The organism is Pseudomonas sp. RT6P73 (genome assembly GCF_054897715.1).
The window spans coordinates 3,981,349-4,007,058 of sequence record NZ_JBUBUV010000002.1; the positions used below are offsets into that span (position 1 = coordinate 3,981,349).

Annotated in this window: 20 protein-coding genes; 8 read left to right on the forward strand and 12 right to left on the reverse strand. The window is 59.5% G+C overall.

The features are described from left to right. Positions 1-185: 185 nt before the first annotated feature. A complete protein-coding gene (gyrA, locus tag ACYZT6_RS18655) occupies positions 186-2,840 on the reverse strand; it encodes a DNA gyrase subunit A (protein WP_461975578.1) in 2,655 nt (884 codons plus the stop codon). Between the two features lie 427 nt (positions 2,841-3,267). Further along, the gene (gene mtnA / locus ACYZT6_RS18660; RefSeq protein WP_462028148.1) at positions 3,268-4,344 is read right to left on the reverse strand and encodes an S-methyl-5-thioribose-1-phosphate isomerase; all 1,077 of its coding nucleotides are present in this window, start codon (positions 4,342-4,344) and stop codon (positions 3,268-3,270) included. A gap of 108 nt (positions 4,345-4,452) precedes the next feature. Between mtnA and ACYZT6_RS18665 the strand changes: the two genes are divergently transcribed. The 5 genes from ACYZT6_RS18665 (at position 4,453) to ACYZT6_RS18685 (ending at position 9,451) form a co-directional block, all read left to right on the forward strand. After that, positions 4,453-5,784, forward strand: coding sequence for a TRZ/ATZ family hydrolase (locus tag ACYZT6_RS18665; protein ID WP_462028149.1), 1,332 nt, complete (start codon positions 4,453-4,455; stop codon positions 5,782-5,784). Between the two features lie 61 nt (positions 5,785-5,845). Beyond that, the gene (gene ubiG, locus ACYZT6_RS18670) at positions 5,846-6,544 is read left to right on the forward strand and encodes a bifunctional 2-polyprenyl-6-hydroxyphenol methylase/3-demethylubiquinol 3-O-methyltransferase UbiG (RefSeq protein ID WP_109633737.1); all 699 of its coding nucleotides are present in this window, start codon (positions 5,846-5,848) and stop codon (positions 6,542-6,544) included. Positions 6,545-6,548: 4 nt separating this feature from the next. Continuing rightward, positions 6,549-7,220, forward strand: a complete 672-nt coding sequence (mupP, locus tag ACYZT6_RS18675) for an N-acetylmuramic acid 6-phosphate phosphatase MupP (protein ID WP_462028150.1) — start codon at positions 6,549-6,551, stop codon at positions 7,218-7,220. Between the two features lie 189 nt (positions 7,221-7,409). Next, on the forward strand, positions 7,410-8,150 hold the full coding sequence (locus tag ACYZT6_RS18680) for a YciK family oxidoreductase (protein WP_462028151.1): 741 nt from the start codon (positions 7,410-7,412) through the stop codon (positions 8,148-8,150). A 374-nt stretch (positions 8,151-8,524) separates the two neighbouring features. Beyond that, positions 8,525-9,451 carry a GGDEF domain-containing protein gene (locus ACYZT6_RS18685; RefSeq protein WP_462028152.1) on the forward strand — a complete coding sequence of 309 codons (927 nt, stop codon included), beginning with the start codon at positions 8,525-8,527 and terminating at the stop codon, positions 9,449-9,451. 136 nt (positions 9,452-9,587) lie between these two features. Here the strand turns inward: ACYZT6_RS18685 and ACYZT6_RS18690 are convergent, their stop codons facing one another. From ACYZT6_RS18690 to ACYZT6_RS18720, 7 genes are all read right to left on the reverse strand, one after another. Further along, on the reverse strand, positions 9,588-10,349 hold the full coding sequence (locus ACYZT6_RS18690) for a TenA family transcriptional regulator (RefSeq protein ID WP_462028153.1): 762 nt from the start codon (positions 10,347-10,349) through the stop codon (positions 9,588-9,590). Between the two features lie 78 nt (positions 10,350-10,427). Beyond that, positions 10,428-12,887: an EAL domain-containing protein gene (locus ACYZT6_RS18695; protein WP_462028154.1), complete on the reverse strand. Its 2,460-nt coding sequence runs from the start codon at positions 12,885-12,887 to the stop codon at positions 10,428-10,430. A gap of 135 nt (positions 12,888-13,022) precedes the next feature. After that, positions 13,023-14,840, reverse strand: coding sequence for an ABC transporter ATP-binding protein (locus ACYZT6_RS18700; protein ID WP_462028155.1), 1,818 nt, complete (start codon positions 14,838-14,840; stop codon positions 13,023-13,025). Then, entirely contained in the window at positions 14,833-15,435 is a 603-nt protein-coding gene (locus tag ACYZT6_RS18705) for a DsbA family protein (RefSeq protein WP_462029981.1), read from the reverse strand. The genes ACYZT6_RS18700 and ACYZT6_RS18705 overlap by 8 nt, the downstream gene beginning before the upstream one ends. A 39-nt stretch (positions 15,436-15,474) precedes the next feature. Next, positions 15,475-16,416: an oxygen-dependent tRNA uridine(34) hydroxylase TrhO gene (gene trhO / locus ACYZT6_RS18710; protein WP_462028156.1), complete on the reverse strand. Its 942-nt coding sequence runs from the start codon at positions 16,414-16,416 to the stop codon at positions 15,475-15,477. Positions 16,417-16,591: 175 nt separating this feature from the next. Continuing rightward, positions 16,592-16,891 carry a BolA family protein gene (locus ACYZT6_RS18715; protein ID WP_462028157.1) on the reverse strand — a complete coding sequence of 100 codons (300 nt, stop codon included), beginning with the start codon at positions 16,889-16,891 and terminating at the stop codon, positions 16,592-16,594. 12 nt (positions 16,892-16,903) lie between these two features. Then, a complete protein-coding gene (locus ACYZT6_RS18720) occupies positions 16,904-17,428 on the reverse strand; it encodes a DUF2059 domain-containing protein (protein ID WP_461975596.1) in 525 nt (174 codons plus the stop codon). 191 nt (positions 17,429-17,619) lie between these two features. Between ACYZT6_RS18720 and ACYZT6_RS18725 the strand changes: the two genes are divergently transcribed. Then, a complete protein-coding gene (locus tag ACYZT6_RS18725; RefSeq protein ID WP_462028158.1) occupies positions 17,620-19,014 on the forward strand; it encodes a class II fumarate hydratase in 1,395 nt (464 codons plus the stop codon). Positions 19,015-19,142: 128 nt separating this feature from the next. On the opposite strand, the gene ACYZT6_RS18730 is transcribed toward ACYZT6_RS18725, so the two are convergent. Continuing rightward, positions 19,143-20,102 (reverse strand): DMT family transporter, encoded by a 960-nt coding sequence (locus tag ACYZT6_RS18730; protein WP_462028159.1) that lies wholly within the window; start codon positions 20,100-20,102, stop codon positions 19,143-19,145. A gap of 210 nt (positions 20,103-20,312) precedes the next feature. Between ACYZT6_RS18730 and ACYZT6_RS18735 the strand changes: the two genes are divergently transcribed. Beyond that, positions 20,313-20,507 (forward strand): DUF6316 family protein, encoded by a 195-nt coding sequence (locus ACYZT6_RS18735; protein ID WP_462028160.1) that lies wholly within the window; start codon positions 20,313-20,315, stop codon positions 20,505-20,507. Positions 20,508-20,643: 136 nt separating this feature from the next. Here the strand turns inward: ACYZT6_RS18735 and ACYZT6_RS18740 are convergent, their stop codons facing one another. Further along, positions 20,644-21,828 carry a thiolase family protein gene (locus ACYZT6_RS18740; protein WP_462028161.1) on the reverse strand — a complete coding sequence of 395 codons (1,185 nt, stop codon included), beginning with the start codon at positions 21,826-21,828 and terminating at the stop codon, positions 20,644-20,646. A 102-nt stretch (positions 21,829-21,930) separates the two neighbouring features. Continuing rightward, positions 21,931-23,454 carry a polyphosphate:AMP phosphotransferase gene (gene pap / locus ACYZT6_RS18745; RefSeq protein WP_462028162.1) on the reverse strand — a complete coding sequence of 508 codons (1,524 nt, stop codon included), beginning with the start codon at positions 23,452-23,454 and terminating at the stop codon, positions 21,931-21,933. Between the two features lie 275 nt (positions 23,455-23,729). Here pap and mnmC point away from each other — a divergent pair, with 275 nt between their 5' ends. Further along, the gene (gene mnmC, locus ACYZT6_RS18750) at positions 23,730-25,709 is read left to right on the forward strand and encodes a bifunctional tRNA (5-methylaminomethyl-2-thiouridine)(34)-methyltransferase MnmC2/FAD-dependent 5-carboxymethylaminomethyl-2-thiouridine(34) oxidoreductase MnmC1 (protein WP_462028163.1); all 1,980 of its coding nucleotides are present in this window, start codon (positions 23,730-23,732) and stop codon (positions 25,707-25,709) included. Position 25,710: the final 1 nt, after the last annotated feature.

Consider the following 25,710-nt stretch of genomic DNA (forward strand, 5'->3'; position numbering starts at 1 on the left):
TGATAAAGCAAAACATCTGTGGGAGCGAGCCTGCTCGCGAATGCATCACCGCGGTGTTTTAGAGGTACCGCAGCGCCTGCATCGCGAGCAGGCTCGCTCCCACAAGGGGATCTCCACCGATTTCGAATTTTTCGTCCGGACAAACAACAAGGGGGCGAATTTTCATCCGCCCCCTGTTTGTCCACTTACTCTTGTGGCTCTTCGTCAGCAGCGGCGTCGAGTTGCTGATCTTCAACAACGTCGTCGATCACGACTTCGCCGTCGAACACCGCACCCTCTTCACCCTCAAGCTCTTCGCCCTCGACTTCCGACGGCTCCTGAACCCGCTCCAGACCGACCAGCGTTTCATCACTGGCGAGTTTGATCAGGGTTACACCCTGGGTGTTACGACCCAGACTGGAGACTTCGTCGACACGGGTACGCACCAGGGTGCCCTGATCGGAAATCAGCATGATTTCCTCGCCATCAAGCACCTGGACCGCGCCGACCAGACGGCCGTTACGGTCGTTGCTGACCATGGCGATAACGCCCTGACCGCCACGCTTGTACTCAGGGAACTCGGAGATCGCCGTGCGCTTGCCGAAACCACGGGCCGAAGCGGTGAGGATCTCGCTGCCTTCTTCCGGGATCAGCATGGAAATCAGCTTCTGGCCTTCCGGCAGACGCATGCCGCGGACACCGCGAGCGGTACGGCCCATGGCGCGAACGTCGGTTTCCTTGAACCGAGTGACCTTGCCGCCGTCGGAGAACAGCATGACTTCGCGTTCGCCATCGGTAATGGCGGCAGAAATCAGTACGTCACCTTCGTCCAGCTCCAGCGCGATCAGGCCGACGCTGCGTTGACGGCTGAAGGATTCCAGCGGGGTCTTCTTCACGGTGCCTTTGGCAGTGGCCATGAAGATGAAGTGACCTTCGGTGTATTCCTCGACCGGCAGCATGGTGGTGATGTACTCATCACTGTCCAGCGGCAGCAGGTTGACCAACGGACGACCACGGGCAGCGCGGGATGCTTCCGGAATTTCGTAGGTTTTCAGCCAGTACACTTTGCCTTTGCTGGAGAACAGCAGCAGCGTGGTGTGGCTGTTGGCGACCAGCAGGTGAGCAATGTAATCCTCATCCTTCACGCCGGTCGCCGATTTGCCTTTACCGCCACGACGCTGAGCCTGGTACGCAGCCAAAGGCTGGGTCTTGGCGTAGCCACCGTGGGAGATGGTCACGACGCGCTCTTCTTCCGGGATCATGTCACCCAGGGTCAGATCGAGACGGGCATCGAGAATTTCGGTGCGGCGCACGTCGCCGTATTCGGCGCGGATCACTTCCAGCTCTTCGCGGATCACTTCCATCAGGCGCGTAGCGCTGCTGAGGATGCGGATCAGCTCGCCGATCTGGTTGAGGATCTCTTGATACTCGGCCAGCAGCTTTTCGTGTTCCAGACCGGTCAGACGGTGCAGACGCAGTTCCAGAATGGCTTGTGCCTGTTCCGGCGACAGGAAGTATTTGCCTTCGCGCAGACCGTATTGCGGGTCCAGGGTCTCTGGACGGCAAGAGTCGGCACCGGCGCGCTCGACCATCGCGACCACCGCGGAAGATTCCCACGCGGTCTTGATCAGCGCTTCCTTGGCTTCCGACGGCGTCGGCGAAGCCTTGATCAGGGCGATGACCGGGTCGATGTTCGACAGGGCAACCGCTTGACCTTCCAGGATGTGGCCACGTTCGCGGGCTTTGCGCAGTTCGAAAACGGTACGGCGGGTTACCACTTCGCGACGGTGGCGAACGAAGGCTTCCAGCAGGTCCTTGAGGTTCAGGATCCGCGGACGGCCATCGATCAGCGCAACGATGTTGATACCGAATACGGCTTGCAGCTGGGTCTGGGCGTAGAGATTGTTGAGGATCACCTCAGGCACTTCGCCGCGACGCAGCTCGATCACGACGCGCATACCGTCCTTGTCGGACTCGTCGCGCAGTTCGGTGATGCCTTCGAGCTTCTTCTCTTTTACCAACTCGGCGATCTTCTCGATCAGACGGGCCTTGTTCAGCTGGTATGGGAGTTCGGTGATGACGATCTGCTGACGGCCACCGACCTTGTCGATGTCTTCGATCATCGAGCGGGCGCGCATGTAAATGCGCCCGCGACCGGTGCGGTAGGCTTCGATGATGCCGGCGCGACCGTTGATGATCGCGGCAGTCGGGAAGTCCGGACCGGGGATGTATTGCATCAGCTCATCGATGGTCAACTCAGGGTTGTCGATGAGGGCCAGGCAACCGTCGATGACTTCACCGAGGTTGTGCGGTGGGATGTTGGTCGCCATGCCCACGGCGATACCGCTGGAGCCGTTGACCAACAGGTTGGGAATACGGGTCGGCATGACCGCCGGGATCATTTCGGTGCCGTCGTAGTTCGGCACCCAGTCCACGGTTTCTTTATGCAGGTCAGCCAGCAGCTCGTGCGCCAGCTTGGTCATGCGCACTTCGGTGTATCGCATGGCGGCGGCGTTGTCGCCGTCCACGGAACCGAAGTTGCCCTGACCGTCTACCAGCAGGTAGCGCAGCGAGAAGGGCTGCGCCATCCGGACGATGGTGTCGTACACCGCGGTATCACCGTGCGGGTGATACTTACCGATGACGTCACCGACAACACGGGCAGATTTCTTGTACGGCTTGTTGAAGTCGTTGCCCAGCTCGCTCATCGCGAACAGCACACGCCGGTGCACGGGCTTCAAGCCATCGCGCGCATCCGGCAGGGCCCGCCCGACGATTACGCTCATCGCGTAGTCGAGGTAGGACTGCTTCAGCTCGTCTTCGATATTGACCGGGAGGATTTCTTTGGCCAGTTCGCCCATGAGAAGCTCGATTCCTTTTTCTGGTGAAACTTCGTCACATCCATATGGGACGAACGAAGCTCGCCGCTGCAGGCTGAGTGCCATGCACCGACTTACGACAAATCAACAAGATGAACCATGGATTTGCGCAGTAAAGACAACCCCGTGGGACTGCCTCGGAAAACGCCGGATGTTATCACAAGAGCCGCCACGCACCTATCCCCCAGATGCGCATGGAGTGTAGTTAGTTGACTGGTGGCAGGCTTGAAGGAGACGAGAGGGGCTTAGAGCTGCTGAGAATGCAGAATCCGGGGCTGAATTACAGATGTTTATTGACTTTCAGACCCTAATCGCCAGCAGGCTGGCTCCCACATTTGGTCCGTGTCGATCACAAACCCTGTGGGAGCCAGCCTGCTGGCGATGGCGTCCTTTCGAACGCCACGGCCAATCAATGCAGTCGCTTACGGCACATCAACTGCGCCATTTTCGCGGTGTCCGGGCGTTCGACGATGCCTTTTTCGGTGACGATCGCATCGATCAGGTCTGCCGGGGTCACGTCGAACACCGGGTTGAACGCATCGACATCCGCTCCTACCCGATTGCCGCCGACTTCCAGCAACTCGCGGCCATCACGCTCTTCAATAGGAATTTCGTCGCCGCTGGCCAGGTTCATGTCGATGGTCGAACTCGGCGCCACCACCATGAAGCGCACGCCGTGGTGCATGGCGTTGACCGCCAGCTGATAAGTGCCGATCTTGTTGGCCACGTCGCCATTGGCGGTGATCCGGTCCGCGCCGACGATCACCCAGGTCACGCCCTTGGTTTTCATGATGTGCGCAGCGGCGGAGTCGGCGTTGACGGTCACGGGAATGCCTTCATTGGCCAATTCCCATGCAGTCAATCGCGAACCTTGCAGCCATGGGCGGGTTTCGTCGGCGTAGATGCGCTCGACCATGCCTTCGATGAAGGCCCCGCGAATCACCCCCAGCGCCGTGCCGAAGCCGCCGGTGGCCAGTGCGCCGGTGTTGCAATGGGTCAGGATGGCCTGGGCGTTGCCCTGGTGCTTGCGGATCAGGTCTACACCCAATTGCGCCATGGTCAGGTTGGCTTCGCGATCGCTTTCATGAATGGCGATGGCCTCCGCCTCCAGCGCCGCCAGAGGGTCGGCATTGCCCTTGAGACGATCAAGGCGGTCACGCATGCGGGCCAAGGCCCAGAACAGATTCACCGCCGTGGGACGGGAATCGGCCAGCAACGCGTAATCCTCTTCCCACGCGGCCTGCCAGTCACCGCCCTCGGCAATTCGGGCGCGGGCGGCCAGCACCATGGCATACGCGGCACTGATGCCAATCGCCGGCGCGCCGCGCACCACCATCGAGCGAATGGCCTCGGCCACGCCAGCGGCGCTGGTGTAGGCGATCCACGTTTCCTCGAACGGCAAAATACGCTGATCCAGCAGGTACAGGGCACCATCACGCCAATCGATGGCCTTCACCTTCTCCGCAGCCAACAGTCGATCGCGCATCCCACACCCCGCACTCATGAACAAAAGCCGCCGATTATAGCGATCCCCCCGCGAAGACGCTCGGGTATACTTCGCCATCCTTTACAAAAGCACTGGAACCGACCTTCGATGCCGAACACTGCCGCTGCGCTCGACCTGTTATTGCTGCCGACCTGGCTGGTACCCGTCGAACCCGCTGGTGTTGTCCTCAAAGAGCACGGCCTGGGCATTCGCGACGGGCGCATCGTGTTTATCGGCCCGCGGTCGGCTGCGCTGAAGCTTAACGCAACCGAAGTGCGCGAGTTGCCGGACATATTGCTCAGCCCCGGCCTGATCAATGCCCATGGGCATGCGGCGATGACATTGTTCCGGGGCCTGGCCGACGATCTGCCGCTGATGACCTGGCTGGAAAACCACATTTGGCCCGCCGAGGCCAAGTGGGTCGATGAAGCTTTCGTGCGCGATGGTACTGACCTGGCCATCGCCGAGCAGATAAAAGGTGGCATCACCTGCTTCTCTGACATGTATTTCTTCCCGAAGGTTGCCAGCGAGCGGGTGCATAACAGCGGTATTCGCGCGCAGATCGCGATCCCGATCCTCGACTTCCCGATCCCGGGCGCCAGCACGGCGGACGAGGCCATTCGTCAGGGCGTTGAATTGTTCGGCGATCTCAAGCACCACGAGCGCATCAAAGTTACGTTCGGCCCCCATGCGCCCTACACCGTGGGCGATGAAAACCTGGAAAAAATCCGGGTGATCGCCGAGGAACTGGACGCATCGATTCACATGCATGTCCACGAAACCGCTTTCGAAGTGCAGCAATCGGTCGAGCAGCGCGGTGAACGGCCACTGGCTCGACTCGGGCGCCTTGGCTTGCTCGGGCCGCGCTTCCAGGCCGTTCACATGACCCAGATCAGCGATGAAGACCTGGTGTTGCTGGTAGAAAGCAACACCAATGTGATTCATTGCCCGGAATCCAACCTCAAGCTGGCCAGCGGCTTCTGCCCGGTCGAACGCCTGTGGCAGGCCGGCGTCAATGTCGCCGTCGGTACCGATGGCGCGGCCAGTAATAATGACCTCGATCTGCTCGGCGAAACCCGCACTGCCGCGCTGCTGGCCAAGGCTGTCGCCGGCACGGCAACCGCGCTGGACGCCCATCGCGCGCTGCGTATGGCCACGCTCAACGGCGCCCGCGCGCTGGGGATCGAGGCTGAAGTCGGCTCGCTGGAAGTCGGCAAAGCTGCGGACATCGTGGCGTTCGACCTGTCGGGCCTGGCGCAGCAACCGGTCTACGATCCGGTTTCGCAGCTTATATACGCCACCGGCCGGGACTGCGTGAAACACCTGTGGGTCGCCGGCAAGCAACTGCTCGACGACCGTCGCCTGACCCGCCTGGACGAAGAACAGCTCTGCGCCACCGCCAAGGCCTGGGGTCAACGCATCAGCGGCCACACCGAATAGTAAGCCCCCCGGACTGAATACCGGGGCAACAGGATTTTTCAAGTTTTAGAGGACTTAAACCATGAGCAACGTCGACTACGCCGAAATCGCCAAATTCGAAGCCCTGGCCCATCGCTGGTGGGACCGCGAAAGCGAGTTCAAACCGCTGCATGACATCAACCCGCTGCGGGTCAACTGGATTGACGAGCGGGTCAACCTGGCCGGCAAGAAAGTCCTCGATGTGGGCTGCGGTGGCGGCATTCTCAGTGAAGCCATGGCCCAGCGCGGCGCTACCGTCATGGGCATCGACATGGGCGAAGCGCCGTTGGCGGTCGCGCAATTGCATCAGCTGGAATCCGGCGTGAGCGTCGAATACCGGCAGATCACCGCCGAAGCACTGGCAGAAGAAATGCCTGAGCAGTTCGACGTGGTTACCTGCCTGGAAATGCTCGAGCATGTACCGGATCCATCGTCGGTGATCCGCGCTTGCTTCAAAATGGTCAAACCGGGTGGACAGGTGTTCTTCTCCACCATCAACCGCAATCCGAAGGCGTATCTGTTCGCCATCGTCGGCGCTGAATACATCATGAAGCTGCTGCCACGTGGCACTCACGACTTCAAGAAATTCATCCGCCCTTCCGAGTTGGGTGCCTGGAGCCGCATGGCCGGCCTGACCGTCAAGGACATCATCGGGCTGACTTACAACCCGCTGACCAAGCACTACAAACTGGCGGCCGATGTGGACGTCAACTACATGATCCAGACCCTGCGGGAGGAATAAGCCGATGCGTATCAGAGCAGTCCTTTTCGACATGGACGGCACGCTGCTCGACACCGCGCCGGACTTCATTGCCATCTGCCAGGCGATGCGCGCCGATCGCGGCTTGCCGCCAGTGAACGACAAACACATCCGCGACGAAATTTCCGGCGGCGCCAAGGCGATGGTCGCCGTGACCTTTTCCATGGACCCGGAATCTCCAGGCTTTGAAGCACTGCGCCTGGAGTTCCTCGAGCGCTACCTCAAGGATTGCGCGGTTCACAGCAAGCTGTTCGACGGCATGGGCGAACTGCTGGCCGATATCGAGAAAGCCAACCTGATCTGGGGCGTGGTGACCAACAAACCTGTGCGCTTCGCCGAGCCGATCATGCAACGACTGGGGCTGGCTGAACGCTCGGCGCTGCTGATCTGCCCGGACCACGTAAAGAACAGCAAGCCGGATCCTGAACCGTTGATCCTTGCGTGCAAGATGCTCAACCTGGACCCGGCCAGCGTGCTGTTTGTGGGCGATGACCTGCGCGATATCGAGTCCGGTCGCGATGCCGGCACCAAAACGGCTGCCGTGACCTATGGGTACATTCACCCGGACGACAACCCGCGGCATTGGGGGGCGGATGTGGTGGTTGATCATCCGCTGGAGTTGCGCAAGGTGTTGGATAGCGCCCTCTGCAGCTGTTGAGGGTCGCAGATTTTGTGGCGAGGGAGCTTGCTCCCGCTGGGGCGCGAAGCGCCCCCTCTATCTACAACCGCATTCTGTCAGGCACACCATATCTGCTGATTTGACGACTGCTTCGCAGCCGAGCGGGAGCAAGCTCCCTCGCCACAGGTTCGGTGTCCGCCTTTGTGTTGAATTGTTGTGAGGTTTCTTATGTTTGATTATTCCGCCCGCCCTGAATTGCTCAAGGACCGGGTCATCCTGGTCACCGGCGCAGGTCGCGGCATTGGCGCTGCGGCGGCGAAAACCTACGCCGCCCATGGCGCAACCGTATTGCTGCTGGGCAAGACCGAAGCCAACCTGACTCAGGTCTATGACGAGATCGAAGCGGCCGGGCATCCGCAACCTGCGGTAATCCCGTTCAACCTGGAAACCGCGCTGCCTCATCAATATGACGAGCTGGCCGCGATGATCGAAACAGAGTTCAGCCACCTCGACGGTTTGCTGCATAACGCGTCGATCATTGGTCCGCGCACGCCGATCGAGCAGCTGTCCGGCGAGAACTTCATGCGCGTCATGCACGTCAACGTCAACGCCATGTTCATGCTCACCAGCACCTTGCTGCCCCTGCTCAAGCTGTCCCAGGACGCTTCGGTAGTGTTCACCTCCAGCAGCGTCGGTCGCAAGGGGCGTGCGTACTGGGGCGCTTATGGCGTGTCCAAGTTCGCCACCGAAGGCCTGATGCAAACCCTGGCCGACGAAGTCGACACCGTGGCACCAGTGCGCTCCAACAGCATCAACCCGGGCGCCACCCGCACCAGCATGCGCGCCCAGGCCTACCCGGGTGAAAATCCACTGAACAACCCGACGCCCGAGGAGATCATGCCCGTCTACCTCTACCTGATGGGCCCGGACAGCACGGGCATCAACGGCCAGGCTTTTAACGCTCAGTAGTAACCGCACGTCGCTTTTTGTGTCGCGTCGATTTCCCGGCGCGACACTCAAAGTGCCTTGTAACTATGCCCGCTTCAGTCAAATCGCCGTCGTCCTTCCGGGCACAAAATCATCAAAACCCTCTCAAATTATTGATTTGGAACGCTTTTTATTAGAAGGAACTCATTGGCATGACTTTCGCTCTAAATTTGCTCAGACACGCCGTGTGAAAGCAATCGGGCGGACGCCTCAGTCGATAGGTTACTAATCTTCGATAAAGCGGACTAAACTTGCGCCAAATGTCCTACGGGACTGATGGACCAGTATGACGCGCAGCCCAAAGCCGCTCTCACCCAGCCTGTAAGACAGCCTTACTGCTTAGGGGCTCATGCCATATGAAATCACCATCCCAGACCAACGCAATTGACTTCGACAGCGCCAAATTGCAACGCCTGGGCTTTGGTCAGCAACCTCCCATTCTGGAGCGGCCATTCAGCCTTGCACAATTGCGCCAGCAACTCGGCCAGCAGCTGCAAACCAGTCTTGAGCCACAACGCATTCTCGGGCTTTTCTTCCGCGAGATTCAGCGCCTCGTACCGCTGGATGCGCTGAACTATCAGCACCCGGCCAGCGACTTGCGCCTGGAGTTCGGTCAGCGCGGCCATCATTCAGTCACTTACAGCCTCAGCCATGACGGCGAGAACCTGGGTGAACTGGTGTTCCGCCGCAATCAGCGATTCAGCGAATACGAACAGGGCAATCTGGAGTCGTTGCTGTCCACTCTTCTGTTCCCTATGCGTAACGCCCTGCTCTACCGAGCCGCGACTCAAAGCGCATTGCGCGATCCATTGACCGACACCGGCAACCGCGTCGCCATGGATCAGACCTTGCAACGTGAAATAGAGATGTCCCGACGCCATTTGATGCCGTTGTCGCTACTGATGCTGGACATCGATCACTTCAAAAACGTTAACGACAATTACGGCCACAGTGCGGGCGATGACGTACTCAAGGCTGTCGCAGCCTCGATCAAGAACCAGCTGCGCAACGTGGACATGGTGTTCCGGTTTGGGGGCGAAGAGTTCCTGATCCTGCTGTCCAACACCAGCCGGGAAGCCGCCGCCATGGTCGGTGAACGTCTGCGGTTTGCCGCGCAGGCGCAAAACTATAAAGCCGATGGCAATATGGTCGAGCTGACGGTTAGCCTCGGTTGCTCGACCCTGCTGCCGGGCGAGTCTGCCGAGAGTTTGTTACGACGGGCCGACAGCGCGCTGTATGTCGCCAAGCGCGAAGGGCGTAACCGGTTGGCTATGGCGGGCTAAATCAGCAATACCGTAAAACACATGTGGGAGCGAGCCTGCTCGCGATAGCGGACTAACATTCAACGATGATGTTGACTGATATTCCGCTTTCGCGAGCAGGCTCGCTCCCACATTTTTAGTGCGTGTTGCCTATGGATCAGCTTTCGGCCAATATCATGCGCTCACGCGCGACCGGAGCCTTTTCCGAGTGTTCCAGTTGCATGCAGCGCTCCAGAAACAGGTGCATGTAGTCGTAGCTCTTGCAGACAGCCTCGCGCAACTCCACTTGCAGGGACTTGCTCGGGTTCATGCCCGCCAGCGTGCAGATGATTTCCAGCGCTTCCCATGGGTGGGCATCGTCGTACTGGGCGTGCATCTTCAACCACTTCATGGCCCGCTTGCGATCTTCCTCAGGGAACGCTGCCGCGTAGACCCCATTGGAGCAGACCAGTGCCGACCACTCCCCAGTCGCGCCTTCGATGGCGTAGTTGGTCGCGGCAATGGCGACAATCAACGAATCCGCCGAACTGGTATGCCAGCACCAATGGCTTAACGCGTGCAACTCAGGGGCAACATGTTGCGCTTGAAGATCTTCCAGGCTCACACCATGAGCCCGACTCCAGTTTACCCAGTAATCGGCATGGTTCAGTTCGACACGAATGTTACGCATCAACCAGCGACGCGCCATGTCTTCACCTGGATGGCGGGCAAAACGAGTCTTGGTCAGGTTTTGTGCCATGTATAACGCGAACTGTTCAACTACGGGCCAGCCACCAATAAGGTACTGTCGCATGGTCTTTGCGCTGAGCTTATTGTCTCGCATGCGCTGATACAGTTCGTGTTCGACAACCCGGCGCTTACTCTCGCTGCAATCCTTGATGAGCTGTTGCGCCCATACGGGATAACTTGCAGCTTCCATGAGTGGTCCGGTTCGGTTGAATGTGTCGATCACTGTCGGGCTCCTTTTGATTGTGATTGTTAGGATCAGCAAGAGATTTCAACGGAACGTGCCAGGCGCCTTGAATAACAAAGGTTGAGGCCTGGCAGGACGACTTTGCAAACTATCGCAGGTAAACAGATGCGGGCGTTCAATGACATACCCTTGAGCGAAATCCACCCCGATCTCCAGCAATGCCTGCTCGATCTGGGGTGTTTCTACAAACTCGGCAATCGTACGCTTACCCATGACATGGCCGATGTGGTTAATCACTTCTACCATGGCGCGGTTAATCGGGTCGTCCAGCATGTCCTTTACGAAACTTCCATCGATCTTCAAGAAGTCTACAGGTAAATGTTTCAAGTAGGCGAATGAGGACATCCCGGCGCAAAAGTCATCCAATGAAAAGTGGCAGCCTAAACCTTTGAGTTCATTAATAAATCTAATTGCACTTCCCAGATTTGAAATTGCACTGGTTTCTGTAATTTCAAAACAAATCATTTCAGGTGGAATGGCCCATACAACAAACTGTTCCTTCAGGAAGTCCAGAAACGCGTCATCTCCGATAGTAGTGCCTGACAGATTAATCGCACACATGGCCAAAGGACCTTTGCGTTCTTCGGCTATACATTGGGCAATAATCTTGAAGACGTTCTGCACTACCCAACGATCAAGTGCCGTCATCAGGCCATAACGTTCGGCGGCCGGAATAAAACTGTCAGGCAATATCATGCGCCCGGCTTCATCATGCAGACGCAACAGGATTTCTATATGCCCGCCGCCGTGTTCGGTATGTCCAAGGGGTGCGATTTCCTGTGAGTACAGGCAAAAGCGATCCTCTTCCAGTGCCATGTGCAGGCGCTGTACCCATGCCATCTCACCGAAACGCAGGGACAGCTCCGAATCATCGGCGTTATACACCTGAACACGGTTACGTCCCTTTTCCTTGGCCATGTAACAGGCCATATCAGCCGCACGCAGCGAAGCTTCGAGGGTGGTCGGGTTCTGTGCAACATGAACCATCCCGATGCTCACCGTCGTGACGAATGGCCGGCCTTTCCAGACAAAGTGCAGGTTCTGCACGGTATGGCGCAGGCTCTCGGCAATTTTCTCGGCCGCTTCCGGAGGACAGTTTTCCAGCAAAATACCGAACTCGTCGCCGCCCAGCCGGGCCAGGGTGTCACCTTCGCGCAGTCCCGATTGCAACAGCGCGCAGATATGCCGTAGCAGCTCATCACCCGCCGCATGGCCGCAGGTATCGTTGACCAGTTTGAACTGGTCCAGGTCAAGGAACATCAAGGCATGGCGCCCGGCGTACCGGGTCAGGTTGTGCAGCGCCTGCTCCAGGCGATATTCGAACTCGCGACGATTGGCCAGCCCGGTCAAGGCGTCATGGGTCGCCTGCCAGGACAGATTGGCGATGTACTGCCGCTCCTGAGTCATGTCATGCAACACCAGCACGGCGCCACTGACCTTGCCGGCATTGCGGATCGGCGCCCCCACCAGGGTGACCGAAACGGTGCTGCCATCAAGGCGCTGGATCAGTTTGGAATGTTCGCTGCCGCCGCTGAGCTGTCCGCTCAAAATGTGCTCGATCAAGGTAAAACCATCGGTCTGAGCGTTTTCATCCAGCAGATTGAACAAAGCCGCCAGCGGCAAACCGACGGCTTGCTCACCCTTCCAGTGTGTCAACGCTTCGGCAGCCGGGTTCATGTAGGCGATTGCACCGTCGACATCCGTGGTGATCACCCCGTCGCCAATGGATTGCAGGGTGATCTGCGCTCGGTCTTTCTCCAATTGCAGGGCCTCGGCAAAGGCATGGCGCTGCTTGAGCAGTTTGTGGGTGCGCATCAGGGCCAACGCAATCAAGCCCAGGGCCGTGGCCAGGTTGGTCACCAGCAGCAGGCGCAGAATCAAGCGCGAGCCCTCGCCCAAGGCATCGCTGAAGGCTTTGGCTGCGGGCGTCACACCATCGTTGATCGCAAATATCTGATCCTTCCAGCGCTTGATGTCGGCGTCCGAGGCCTGACTTTCGGTAATGCGCTGATGCATCTCCCAGGCGACGCTATCGAGTTGCACCAGGTAGGCGTCACCCACCGTCCAGCGGTCGATGGCTTTTTCCAGGTAGCTGAAATGCCGGAAATTGAGGTACAGCCAGATCAGGCTGGAGACGTCGTCCGGGTGATTGCCACCCTTGAGGATCGCCACTCGCGCGGCTTCGATATTCGGTGGCTGGTGATCCAGCGCCACGCGCAATTCGTGGCCACCTTGCGGTACGGCAATGGCGTTCTGGTACTTGAGGAAAATGGCCTCATCGCGACTGTCCGCGTAGAGATTGAGGTAATAGATGGCGTCCTTCTGGCCCTTGGACCACAGGCTTTCCCCGGCCACATAGCCGCGAACCGCCGAAAGCACATAAAGACTGACCCCGCCCAACAGCGCTTGAAATAGCACTACGGCAATAAATGGCCAGACGATGCCCAACAACCTTGGGGTTCCGAGAGTCCGCTTTTGCTTCATGAGGTCCCTTGCATTAGCACTGCCAGATCATCATCCAACGTGATCGCTACAGCTAGACTAGGGTGCGTATTCGATCCCGGCAAGCCAGCGGCCATATTTGTGCGCAATCTGGCGTCAACTTCGCGCGAACTGTCATTAATGCTGCTGCAAATGCCCATAAAGTTTGGCGTATAAACCACCTTCGGCAATCAGTTGCTGATGGTCGCCATCCTCGGCAATTTGCCCGCCGTCGAACACCAGTACCCGATCGGCCTGCTTCACCGCTGACAACCGGTGCGCAATGATCAGCGTGGTGCGGTTGCTCAGGAACCGCGCCAGCGCTTGGTGCAGGTTGTATTCGGTGGCAGCGTCCAGCGCCGAGGTGGCCTCGTCGAGAATCACCACCTTGGGTTCGGCCAGCACCATCCGCGCAATCGCCAGCCGTTGCCGCTGGCCACCGGACAAACGCACACCTGAACGTCCGACGATGCTGTCCAAACCATCAGGCAACTCTCGGACAGTTTGGTTCAGCTGGGCTATTTCCAGCGCTTGCCAGCAGGCCTCGTCGCTGCGTACACGACCCATCGTCAGGTTGGCGCGCACGGTGTCGTTGAACAGCGCGGGATGTTGCAGGACCACGGCGACGTTTTCGCGCACGGTTTCCAGGCCGATCTCTTGCTGGGTCGAGCCACCGAAGCGGATGGTCCCGGCAAGGGGCGTGTACAACCCCAACAGCAACTGCACCAGCGTGCTCTTGCCGCCGCCGCTGGCGCCGACGATTGCCACTTTTTCACCGGGGGCGATGGACAGGTCCATCTGGTTCAACACCAACTCGTCGCCGTACCCGAAACTCAAGCCCTGGACTTCGATGCCCACGGTGTCCCGCCCCTGGAACGGATCGACACCGCCGGGGTATTGCGGCTCATCCGCGCGGGCCAGCAGTTCGTTGATCCGTGACAGCGCACCGCCAGCGGCGTAATAGGCGTATTGCAAATTGAGCAGCTGCTCCACTGGACCGATCATGAACCACAGGTAGCTGAACACCGCCAGCATCTGGCCGATGGACAAGTCGGAGAACAGCACGGTGAGCATCGCCGCAGCGCGGAAAATATCGATGCCGAACTGGAACAGCAAGCCACTGGCGCGGTTCGACGCATCGGTCTTCCACTGTGAGTTCACCGCGTAGTCGCGTACTTCCCGGGCCCGCTGCCCCAGACGCCCGAGGAAAAACCCCTGACGGTTGCCGGCGCGTACTTCCTGAATCGAGTCGAGGGTTTCGGTCAGGGCCTGGGTGAAACGCGAGGTGCTGTCGTTCTCGAGTTTCTTCAGGTGCTTGACCCGCTTGCCCAGTTGCACCGTGGCGTAGATCACCAGCGGATTGAACAGCATGATCAACAGCGCCAGCTTCCAGTGCATCCAGATCAGAATGCTCGCGGTGCCGACCAGGGTCAGCATCGCCACGAGGAATCGACTGAGTGTCTCGCCGACAAATTTGTCCAGCGTGTCCAGGTCCGTGACCAGGTGCGTAGTGACCGTGCCGCTGCCCAGGCTTTCGTACTCGCCCAGGGAAATGCGCTTGAGCCGTTCGATCAGCCGTATGCGGATGCGATACACGATGTCTTTGGCCAGCGCCGCGAACAATTTCGCCTGCACCACGTTGAACAGCAAGGCGCCACAACGCAGCAACAAGGTCACCAGCAGCATCAGGCCGATGTAGCCCGCCGCGTTCTGCCAGCCTTCAGGCAACGCGTGGTTCATGATTTTCAGCGCGGAATCGCCGTGACCCAGCAGCACTTCGTCTACCAGCAATGGCAGCAGCAAAGGAATCGGCACGCTGCACAGGGTGGCCAATACCGCCACGCCATTGGCGATCCACAGGGATTTTTTATGGTGAAGGGCCAGGCGACGGATTTCAGCCCAACTCAGCCGATCGACACGCTTGGGAGCTGGCGTGTCATCGGGCACGTCATGCACAGGCCGCGCGCTCCAGCCAACGGCCGAGCAATGGCGACAATTCACTCAAGGGTTGATAGCCATTGGTCAACAGCGCCAGCTGCCCATTACGTTCGGCCAACAGCGTAGGAAAGCCGGCGATGCCGAGGTCCTGGACCCAGGTGAAATCGGCAGCGGTCGCAGCGTGCTGATCGGCACGGTCGAACGCGGCAGCAAACTCGATGCGCGGCAGGCCGGCCTGCTCGGCCAACTCGACCAGAACACTGGCGTGGGTGACGTCCCGGCCCTCGGCGTAAAACGCGTGTTGAATCAGCCCGAGCAGTTTCCACGCGCAATCCGGCGCCAGGTTGCGCGCCGTCACCAACGCCCGGCACGCAGGCTCGGTGTCGTAGACAAACCCGTCAGGCAACGCGCCTTCGGTTTTGAACGGTTGGCCGGTGGCCTTGGTGACGGCTTGCCAATGCTCAAGGATATAGCGCCGGGTGGTCGGCTCCAGCGCCGCGCCGCTGCCGGTGCGCAAACCGCCCACCACCAGATGCAACTCCACCCCTGCCGCTTGCGCCTGCTCGACCAGCGCATTGGCGACTGGCGCAAAGCCCCAGCACCAGGAACACATCGGGTCCATCACGTAGAGCAGGCGTTGGGCAGACATGGTTCAAGCCTCTGAAGGAGTTTGCTTGTAGTTGTAGCCAATCGGGTGAGGCAGGTTGCGCGCCTTGGCCAGTTCGATCTGCTTCTGCCGATCAATGGCGCTGCGACGGGTTTTCTCGCTCAGCGTATCCCAGCAATGCGGGCAACTGATGCCGGCTACATAGTGCTCGGACGCGCGGTCTTCGACACTGATCGGCGTACGACAGGCATGACATTGATCGTAGTCGCCTTCGCTGAGGTCATGGCGCACGGTCACGCGGTTGTCGAACACGAAGCAGTCGCCCTGCCATTTGGTTTCTTCCTGCGGTACCTCCTCGAGGTACTTCAGGATGCCGCCCTTGAGGTGATAGACCTCGTCGAACCCTTGGCTGAGCATGTAGCTCGACGCCTTCTCGCAACGAATGCCACCGGTGCAGAACATCGCGACTTTCTTGTGCACGGCCGGGTCGAAATGGGCTTTGATGTAGTCGGGGAACTCGCGAAAACTGGTGGTTTTCGGGTCGATGGCGCCTTCGAAGGTGCCGATCGAGACCTCGTAATCGTTGCGGGTGTCGATCAACAGCACTTCAGGATCGCTGATCAGCGCATTCCAGTTCTGTGGATCGACGTAGGTGCCGACCTTTTTGTTCGGGTCCACGCCTTCGACGCCGAGGGTGACGATTTCTTTCTTGAGTTTGACCTTGGTGCGGTAGAACGGCTGGTCGTCGCAGTACGACTCTTTGTGGTCGATGTCGTCCATGCGCGGGTCGTTCTTGAGCCAGGCCATCAGCCCGTCAATGCCTTCGCGGCTGCCGGACACGGTGCCGTTGATGCCTTCTTCGGCGATCAGCAGCGTGCCTTTGATGCCGTTGTCGACCATCGCTTGCAGCAGTGGCTCGCGCAGGGCGACGTAATCTTCCAGAGTGACGAACTTATACAGTGCCGCCACGACAATCTGTTGTGTCATGGGTGATTCTCCAGGTGGCTACCCTCGTAAAGGGTGAACCGGATTCAAAAAAAAACGCGCCGGGTGAGCGGCGCGTTGCGGATTGTAGCAAAGGAGCAGCGGTTAGCGGCAAGCTTCAAGCGGCAAGCCAGAAGCGCGATGTCTTTAGCTTGCAGCTTGCAGCTTGTAGCCAATTTTACTGCTTCTCTCCGCCCGCACAGGTCGGCGAGGCCGGAGCCGCGTCGATCTGTGCCCATTCCTCCGGCGTGTAGGTATGCAGCGCCAACGCATGGAACTCGCCCATCAGCTCGCCGAGCGTGCCGTAGACTTTCTGGTGACGCTTGACGCGGTTGAGCCCTTCAAACTGCTGGCTGACCACCACCGCCTTGTAATGGGTTTGCAACCCACGACTGTGCATATGGCTTTCATCCAGCACTTGCAGGTGCTCGGGCTGTAACAGGCCCAGCGTCGATTCGATGCGTTGTTGCATGGTCATACCGGGCTCCGCTTAAGGCTTTTTCTTGGCTGGAGCGGCGGCGCCTTTAGGCTCCAGCTCGGCAGTCATGTCAGCCAGCAGTTTGTTGACCACAGGCACCGCGCTTTCCAGCTTGGCTTGAGTCATCTGGGCCGATTGCTGAGTCAGCTGCGGCATTTTTTCCAGGACTTTCTTGCCCAGTGGCGACTGGTAGAACGCGACCAGGTCTTTGAGCTCCGATTCGCTGAAGTTGGTGGTGTAGAGCTTGACCATGTCCGGCTTCAGCTTGTTCCAGCCAATGGCTTGGTCCAGCGCGGCATTGGCTTTGGCCTGGTAGGTTTCGAGCAAGGCTTTTTTCGACTCAGGGGCTTTGGTCTGTTGAAAGCGCTGAGCGAACATTTGCTGCACTTGCATGTACACCGGAGTGCCCAATTTGTCAGCGTGCGCCAGGGTCAGGAAAGCTTCGGCACTGGCGTTGTGGCTGGCGGTATCGGCAAAAACAGGGCCGCTGGCGCAAACCAGTGCAACCGCGGTACAGATGGCACGAAGACGAGTCATCGAGTTTCCTTTTCTAGCAGGCGAGGTAAAACCCCAAGGGCGTCCATTCTGCGCCTAAAAAAGTGTGTCACTCAACCCCAAGCCTTGTCGGGCCTGAATTAGAGGGGTTGAACGGTCAAAATCCAGACTGATGGAACCACGGCCGGCGATCACGGCCTAAACTGCGCTATCGACCTACAGGAGTGTGCAAGATGAGCCGTATCGAAACCGACAGCCTAGGCCAGGTGGAAGTCCCGGATGAGGCCTACTGGGGTGCTCAGACGCAACGCTCGCTGATCAATTTCGCCATTGGCAACGAACGCATGCCGCTGGCCGTGCTGCACGCACTGGCCCTGATCAAGAAAGCCGCGGCGCGGGTCAATGACCGCAACGGCGACCTGCCCGCCGACATCGCCCGCCTGATCGAACAGGCCGCCGACGAAGTGCTCGACGGCAGCCACGACGACCAGTTCCCGTTGGTGGTCTGGCAGACCGGCAGCGGCACCCAGAGCAACATGAACGTCAACGAAGTGATCGCCGGTCGCGCCAACGAACTGGCCGGCAATCCCCGTGGCGGCAAAACCCCGGTTCACCCCAACGATCACGTCAACCGCTCCCAAAGCTCCAACGACTGCTTCCCGACCGCCATGCACATTGCCACCGTTCAGGCGGTGCAGCAGCATCTGTTGCCAGCGATCAGTGAACTCTCTGGCGGCTTGGCCGAGTTGTCGGCGCGACACATGAAACTGGTCAAGACCGGCCGTACCCACATGATGGACGCCACGCCGATCACCTTCGGCCAGGAGCTCTCGGCCTTCATCGCGCAACTGGATTACGCCGAACGGGCGATCCGCAGCGCGCTGCCGGCGGTCTGTGAACTGGCCCAGGGCGGCACCGCGGTCGGCACAGGGCTGAACTCACCCCATGGTTTTGGTGAGGCGATCGCTGCGGAATTAGCCGCCCTCTCCGGCCTGCCGTTTGTCACCGCGCCGAACAAGTTCGCCGCGCTGGCCGGCCATGAGCCGCTGACCACCCTGTCGGGCGCGCTGAAAACCCTCGCCGTGACCCTGATGAAAATCGCCAACGACCTGCGTCTGCTGGGTTCCGGGCCGCGCGCAGGTTTTGCCGAAGTGAAACTGCCCGCCAACGAACCGGGCAGCTCAATCATGCCGGGCAAGGTCAATCCGACCCAGTGCGAAGCGCTGTCGATGCTGGCGTGTCAGGTCTTGGGCAACGACGTCGCCATTGGTTTTGCGGCGAGTCAGGGGCATTTACAGCTGAACGTGTTCAAACCGGTGATCATCCACAACCTGCTGCAATCGATCCGCCTGCTGGGCGATGGCTGCAGCAACTTCCAGCAGCATTGCATCGCCGGGCTTGAGCCGGATGCGGCGAAAATGGCTGAACACCTGGAGCGAGGGTTAATGCTGGTGACGGCGCTGAACCCGCATATCGGCTACGACAAATCGGCGGAGATTGCCAAGAAGGCCTACAGCGAGGGACTGACGTTGCGTGAGGCGGCGTTGCAGTTGGGGTATCTGACGGATGAACAGTTTGATGCGTGGGTAAGGCCGGAGAATATGTTGGAAGCGGGCGCCAAGGGCTGAATCAGTAGTGACTGTTAGTCCGCCATCGCAGGCAAGCCAGCTCCCACAGGTTTTGTGTCGTTCACGGAAATTGTGACCGGCGCAAGACCTGTGGGAGCTGGCTTGCCTGCGATAAACGATGACACGGTTTAACTGGCAGCCATCTTCATCCGCCGCGCCCTGAGCCCGGCAATCAACGATGGCCCCAACGCCACCAACGCCGAACCCACCACCACCAACACCGCCCCGCCATACCCCAGACCATTAATCGTCTCGGCATGCACGTACTCCGGCCACGCCCACGCCGCCACGGCCACCGCGCCAAACGTCACTAACGGCGTAATTGCCAACGTCGCACTGACTCGCGAAGCTTCCCAATGGGCCAGCGCTTCGGCGAATGCGCCATAGGCGATCAAGGTGTTCATGCAGCACGCCAGCAGCAACCAGCCTTGCAGCGGGCTCAATTGCAGTGCTTCCAGCGGATGCACCCACGGCGTCAGCAACAGCGCGCAGAACAGGTAGATCACCATCATCACCTGCAGCGAATTCCACACCGTCAGCAATTGCTTCTGCCCCAGCGCGTAAAACGTCCAGACCGTCGACGCCAGCAGCACCAGCAACACGCCCGCGGTGTAATCGGTCAACGAGGTCAACAACTCGGCCAGGCGTTGATTAAAGAAGAGTGCGAAGCCAATCAACAGCACCAGCAGACCAACCCCCTGCCCCACACTGAACCGTTCCTTGAACACAAACAGACTGGCGATCAACAACATGATCGGGCCCATCTGCACCACCAGTTGCGCGGTGCCGGGGCTCAGCAGGTTCAAGCCCATCAGGTACAGCACGTAGTTGCCAACCAGGCCGAGCACCGCCATCAACACAAGCCAGCCACCGCGTGGGCCAAGGACTTTGCGGCTCGGCAGGCGTTTGGTCGCCGCCAGATAAATGAACAGGCACCCACCGGACACCGTCAGCCGAAACCAGGTCACCGTCACCGGGTCCATCACCAGCAAGACTTGTTTGAGCTTGATCGGCAGGATTCCCCACAAAAGCGCGGTCAGCAAGGCCAGGAACAGACCGTAAACCCAGCGACCGGATGAAATGTGCATGCGAACCCCAAAGCCAGATGGCAAGAAACCCCATTCTAGGCGCAGACCCCGGCGCGACACAGGGACAGTTGGCGACTGGCCGCGAATGAAACTGTGCAGGTCGCACCATTAATTTGGCGATGTGCCGTCGATCAGTTGGTCAGGCGCCGCAAGTGGTTCATGCATAAGCTCCTTGGATTCACCCACAGGAACATCCTTCAGGAGACGGCCATGTACGGCATGCGCGCCCAGGACAACGCCCCCGCCACGCACTTTCGTTGCGACCGGGTGAGTCGTGTGAACGGGGAATTGTATTTCAGCACCCGGGAAAACACGCTGGAGGGGCCATTTGAGAACCCGCAAGCGGCAGAGCGGGAGATTCAGGCTTATATCGCGCGTATGCAGGTTTTGGGTGCCCATCGTTAGACCGAGGCGCCTGCATCGCGGGCAAGCCCGCTCCCACAGTGATGGCGGCGATCACAAATATCGCGTTCGCACAAAACCTGTGGGAGCGGGCTTGCCCGCGATGGCTATTTCACAGTCGCTACAAATTCTGAAGTTTTTAACGCACCGCTTCAAACAACCCGGTTGCCCCCATCCCCCCACCCACGCACATGGTGACGACGCCGTAACGCAAATTACGCCGCTGCAACTCACGCACAAGGTGCCCGACCTGACGCGAGCCAGTCATACCGAACGGATGGCCGATGGAAATCGAGCCGCCACTGACGTTGTACTTTTCGTTATCGATCTCCAGGCGGTTGCGGCTGTACAGGCACTGCGAAGCAAACGCTTCGTTGAGTTCCCACAGATCAATGTCGGCCACCTGCAAGCCCTTGGCCTTAAGCAATTTCGGCACCGAGAACACCGGACCTATGCCCATCTCGTCCGGCGCGCTCCCGGCCACCGCGAAACCCCGGAAGAACGCCTTTGGCTTGAGTCCCAGAGCCAAGGCTTTTTCCAGGCTCATGACCAGCGTCATCGACGCGCCATCGGACAGTTGCGAGGAGTTACCCGCCGTCACCGAACCGTCCTCGGCGAACACCGGCTTCAACCCGGCCAGGCTTTCCAGGGTGGTGTCCGGGCGGTTGCAGTCATCGCGATCGACAATCCCGTCGAGGATCTGGATCTGACCGGTGACCTTGTCTTCAACCCGGTATTTCACCGCCATCGGCACGATTTCATCATCGAACAATCCAGCGGCTTGAGCCTGGGCCGTACGTTGCTGACTTTGCAGGGCGTACAGATCCTGCTCCTGGCGACTGACGTCGTAACGGCGCGCGACGATTTCGGCGGTCTGGCCCATCGGAAAGTAGATCCCTGGCACCTGCTCTTTCAGGAGCGGGTTGATCAGGTTGTCGGTGTTGACGCTTTTCATGGTCAGGCTGATGGATTCGACGCCACCGGCGACGATGATGTCGCTGCAACCCGACGCGATCTGGTTGGCGGCGATGGCGATGGCCTGCAAACCCGACGAGCAGAAACGGTTGAGGGTCATGCCCGCGGTGCCGATGCCCAATCGCGACAACACCGCGACGTTGCGACCAATGTTGTAACCCTGGGCGCCTTCGTTGGAGCCCGCACCGACGATGCAATCCTCAACGCTGGCCGGGTCGATGCCGGTGCGCGCCAACAAGGCATCGACGCAATGCGCCGCCATGTCATCCGGACGGGTCTGGTTGAACTTGCCGCGAAAGGATTTGGCTAGGCCGGTCCGCACGCTGTCGACGATCACCACTTCACGCATGGCATACCTCATTGTTGTTGTCGGTTGAGAGTGGACCGAGCATAAGTCCACCCCATAACCGACCGCGACAATCATTCACCCCGCGTATGCGTAACCATCGGCTCACGACCTGTGTTTTTTGACCTTCTTGTCGTGCTTGTCTGATTTCTCGAACGCTTCTTCCAGTGCCTGGTTGATCGTGCGCAGCACCTTGACCCGGGCCCAGCGCTTGTCATTGGCCTCTACCAGGGTCCATGGCGAGATTTCGGTGCTGGTGCGGTCAACCATGTCGCCGACAGCCGCGCGGTAGGCATCCCATTTGTCGCGGTTGCGCCAGTCGTCTTCAGTGATCTTGAAACGTTTGAAGGGGATTTCTGCCCGCGCCTCGAAACGCTCCAGTTGCGTCTCCTTGTCGATGGCCAGCCAGAACTTGACCACGATGAGGCCCGACTCGGAGATCTGCTCTTCGAAATCATTGATCTCACTGTAAGCCCGCAGCCAGTCCGCGGGCGGACAGAAGCCTTCAATGCGCTCGACCAACACTCGGCCATACCACGAGCGATCGAACACCGTGAACTTGCCCTTGGCCGGAATGTACCGCCAGAACCGCCACAAATACGGTTGCGCCCGTTCCTCCTCGGTCGGCGCGGCAATCGGCACGATGTTGTACTGGCGTGGATCGAGCGCCGCTGCGACGCGACGAATCGCCCCGCCCTTGCCGGCCGCATCATTGCCTTCGAACACCGCGACCAACGCGTGTTGACGCATGCGCTTGTCGCGCATCAGGCCCGAGAAGCGCGCCTGTTCGGTAATCAGTTGTTCTTCGTAATCGTCCTTATCCAGGCGCAGGCTCAAGTCCAGACTGTCGAGCACGCTCAACTGATCGACATGGATCGGCAGCGGCGCAGCACTGACCTTGACGGGATGGATCTTCGACCGCTTCAAGGCATTTTGCAGACCTTCGAGCAGGATTTTGCCCACCGCCAGACTGCGGTAATGCGCATCCACCCCTTCAATCACATGCCAGGGCGCGTAGGCGCGGCTGGTGCGGCGCAACACGCGCTCGCCGTACTTCACGAATTTGTCGTAGGTGCGCGATTGTTGCCAGTCCAGCGGACTGATGCGCCAGCTGTGCAAGGGATCGTCGGCGAGCGCCTTCAGGCGTGCCTTCATTTGCTTCTTGGAGAGGTGAAACCAGAATTTGAAAATCAGCGCGCCTTCGTCGCAGAGCATTTTTTCAAAACGCTCGGACTGGTTGATCGACTGATCCAGCACCGCGTCCTTGAACAACCCATGGACCCGGCCCTGCAGCATCTGGCTGTACCAGTTGCCGAAGAAAATCCCCATGCGCCCCTTGGCCGGAAGCATCCGCCAATAGCGCCAGGCCGGTGGTCGCGCCAGCTCTTCATCGGTCTGCTGATCGAAGGTGCGGACTTCGATCAGGCGCGGGTCCATCCATTCGTTGAGCAACTTGACCGTCTCACCCTTGCCGGCGCCTTCGATGCCGTTGATCAAGATGATCACCGGAAAGCGCTTTTGCTGCTGAAGTTCGAACTGCGCTTCGAGCAACGCTTCACGCAGCGCCGGTACTTCAGCTTCGTAGGTTTCTTTGTCGATGGCGTGACCGATTTCAGCAGATTCGAACATGGATGGCTCCCTTTCCGGATTGAGCAAGACTAGCGGATTGAGTTGTTTTGCGTTGGAGAAATCCATTACTTCACCGCAACCACAGTTACCTGTAGCAGCTGCCGAGGCACGAGGCTGCGTTGGGCTGCGCAGCGGCCCTTTAGGGCGGTCCTGCGGACACGCAACGCAGCCTCGTGCCTCGGCAGCTGCTACAGGATTTTCTGCGAGTCGGCGGTCGTACAGGCACCGCCACGTCGATCAGCTAGAATGGCCGCCTTGCCGTTGCCGAGCCTGCCATGAAACCTGTATTGCCTCACGCCCAACTCGACTGGGACGACCAGGGACTCCCGCGTTCGCGGGTGTTCGACGACGTCTATTTTTCGGACAAGTCAGGCCTTGAAGAAACCCGCTACGTATTCCTCGAACAGAACGGTTTGTGTGAACGCTTCGCCGCGTTGCCGGACGGCGGTCGATTGGTCATCGGCGAAACCGGCTTCGGCACCGGGCTTAACTTCCTCTGCGCCTGGCAGTTGTTCGAGCAGCACGCGATGGCCGGTGCTCGACTGCATTTCGTCAGCGTCGAAAAGTACCCGCTGAGCCGGCCAGACTTGCAACGAGCCCTGGCCTTGTGGCCGGAACTCAAGCCGTTCGCCGATCAATTGTTGGCGCAATACGTGGCGATTCATCAAGGCTTCCAGCGACTGGTTCTGGACAACGGTCGCGTCACCCTGACGCTGCTGATCGGCGATGCGCTGGAGCAATTGCCGCAACTGGATGCGCAGATTGATGCGTGGTTTCTCGACGGTTTTGCCCCGGCAAAAAACCCCGACATGTGGACCGCCGAACTGTTTGCTGAACTGGCAAGGTTAGCCGCGCCCGGCTCGACTATCAGCACCTTCACCAGCACCGGTTGGGTGCGCCGTTTGCTGAATGCCGCAGGTTTCAAGATGAAGCGCACGCCCGGCATCGGCCACAAATGGGAAATCCTGCGCGGCGTGTTTCTCGGCTGGCCCGAAGACGCCCCGACAGCCGCCGCCCCAAAACCCTGGTTTGCGCGCCCGACACCTTCAACCGGCGAACGTCATGCACTGGTGATCGGCGCAGGCCTGGCCGGTTGCGCCACCGCTGCCAGCCTGGCGGCGCGGGGTTGGCACGTCAGTTTGCTGGAGCGCCACGATGCGCTGGCGCAGGAAGCTTCGGGCAATCCACAGGGCGTGCTATACCTCAAGCTGTCGGCCCATGGCACAGCATTGTCACAGTTGATTGTCAGTGGTTTCGGTCACACCCGGCGCCTGCTGGAGCATTTGCAGCGCAGCGTCGACTGGGACGATTGCGGCGTGCTGCAACTGGCCTTCAACGCCAAGGAAGGAGAACGTCAGGCGCAATTGGCGCAAGCGTTTCCCGAAGATCTGCTGCACACACTCGATCGAGAGCACGCCGAAATTCGCGCGGGTATCGCGTTGCAATCCGGAGGCCTGTTTTACCCCGAAGGTGGTTGGGTGCATCCGCCAGCCCTGTGCGCATGGCAAGCCGCACATCCGAATATCCAGCTCCTGACCCATCACGAAGTACTGGAACTGCGTCGTGTCGAGGGGCAATGGCAAGCGTGGGATGGCAACACGTTGCTGGCCAACGCACCGGTGGTGGTGCTGGCCGGTGCTGCCGACATCAAGCGTTTCGACTTCAGCAGCGATTTGCCGCTCAAACGTATTCGCGGACAGATCACCCGCTTGCCCCAGACACCGGCAAGCCAGAGCCTGAGCACCGTGGTGTGCGCCGAGGGTTATGTTGCGCCGGCCCGCTTGGGTGAACACACCCTGGGTGCGAGTTTCGATTTCAACAACGACGACCTGACGCCCACCACCGCCGAGCATGCCGGCAACCTGCAGATGCTCGAAGAAATCTCGGTGGACCTGGTCGCTCGACTCGGCGCTGACGCCTTGCAACCCGAAGCACTTGAAGGTCGCGCGGCGTTTCGCTGCACCAGCCCGGATTACCTGCCGATTGTCGGCCCTTTAGCTGACCGTCAGGCCTTCGCCGACGCCTACATCGCCCTGAGCAAAGATGCCCGGCAAACGCCGGACATCCCTTGCCCATGGCTGGACGGCTTGTACGTCAACAGCGGCCACGGTTCGCGAGGACTGATCACCGCCCCGTTGTCAGGCGAGTTGCTGGCAGCCTGGCTCGACAACGAACCGCTGCCATTGCCCAGAGCCGTGGCCGAGGCATGTCATCCGAATCGCTTTGCCTTGCGGCGACTGATTCGGGGTAAATGAA

Coding starts and splice junctions, on each gene's coding strand:
- mnmC (WP_462028163.1), top strand. CDS start 23,730: ATGAAACCTGTATTGCCTCACGCCCAACTCGACTGGGACGACCAGGGA.
- ACYZT6_RS18665 (WP_462028149.1), top strand. CDS start 4,453: ATGCCGAACACTGCCGCTGCGCTCGACCTGTTATTGCTGCCGACCTGG.
- ACYZT6_RS18740 (WP_462028161.1), bottom strand. CDS start 21,828: ATGCGTGAAGTGGTGATCGTCGACAGCGTGCGGACCGGCCTAGCCAAA.
- ACYZT6_RS18725 (WP_462028158.1), top strand. CDS start 17,620: ATGAGCCGTATCGAAACCGACAGCCTAGGCCAGGTGGAAGTCCCGGAT.
- ACYZT6_RS18730 (WP_462028159.1), bottom strand. CDS start 20,102: ATGCACATTTCATCCGGTCGCTGGGTTTACGGTCTGTTCCTGGCCTTG.
- ACYZT6_RS18705 (WP_462029981.1), bottom strand. CDS start 15,435: ATGTGTTCCTGGTGCTGGGGCTTTGCGCCAGTCGCCAATGCGCTGGTC.
- ACYZT6_RS18735 (WP_462028160.1), top strand. CDS start 20,313: ATGTACGGCATGCGCGCCCAGGACAACGCCCCCGCCACGCACTTTCGT.
- mtnA (WP_462028148.1), bottom strand. CDS start 4,344: ATGCGCGATCGACTGTTGGCTGCGGAGAAGGTGAAGGCCATCGATTGG.
- ACYZT6_RS18690 (WP_462028153.1), bottom strand. CDS start 10,349: ATGGAAGCTGCAAGTTATCCCGTATGGGCGCAACAGCTCATCAAGGAT.
- ACYZT6_RS18715 (WP_462028157.1), bottom strand. CDS start 16,891: ATGACCATGCAACAACGCATCGAATCGACGCTGGGCCTGTTACAGCCC.
- ACYZT6_RS18720 (WP_461975596.1), bottom strand. CDS start 17,428: ATGACTCGTCTTCGTGCCATCTGTACCGCGGTTGCACTGGTTTGCGCC.
- gyrA (WP_461975578.1), bottom strand. CDS start 2,840: ATGGGCGAACTGGCCAAAGAAATCCTCCCGGTCAATATCGAAGACGAG.
- mupP (WP_462028150.1), top strand. CDS start 6,549: ATGCGTATCAGAGCAGTCCTTTTCGACATGGACGGCACGCTGCTCGAC.
- ACYZT6_RS18685 (WP_462028152.1), top strand. CDS start 8,525: ATGAAATCACCATCCCAGACCAACGCAATTGACTTCGACAGCGCCAAA.
- pap (WP_462028162.1), bottom strand. CDS start 23,454: ATGTTCGAATCTGCTGAAATCGGTCACGCCATCGACAAAGAAACCTAC.
- ACYZT6_RS18680 (WP_462028151.1), top strand. CDS start 7,410: ATGTTTGATTATTCCGCCCGCCCTGAATTGCTCAAGGACCGGGTCATC.
- ACYZT6_RS18695 (WP_462028154.1), bottom strand. CDS start 12,887: ATGAAGCAAAAGCGGACTCTCGGAACCCCAAGGTTGTTGGGCATCGTC.
- trhO (WP_462028156.1), bottom strand. CDS start 16,416: ATGACACAACAGATTGTCGTGGCGGCACTGTATAAGTTCGTCACTCTG.
- ubiG (WP_109633737.1), top strand. CDS start 5,846: ATGAGCAACGTCGACTACGCCGAAATCGCCAAATTCGAAGCCCTGGCC.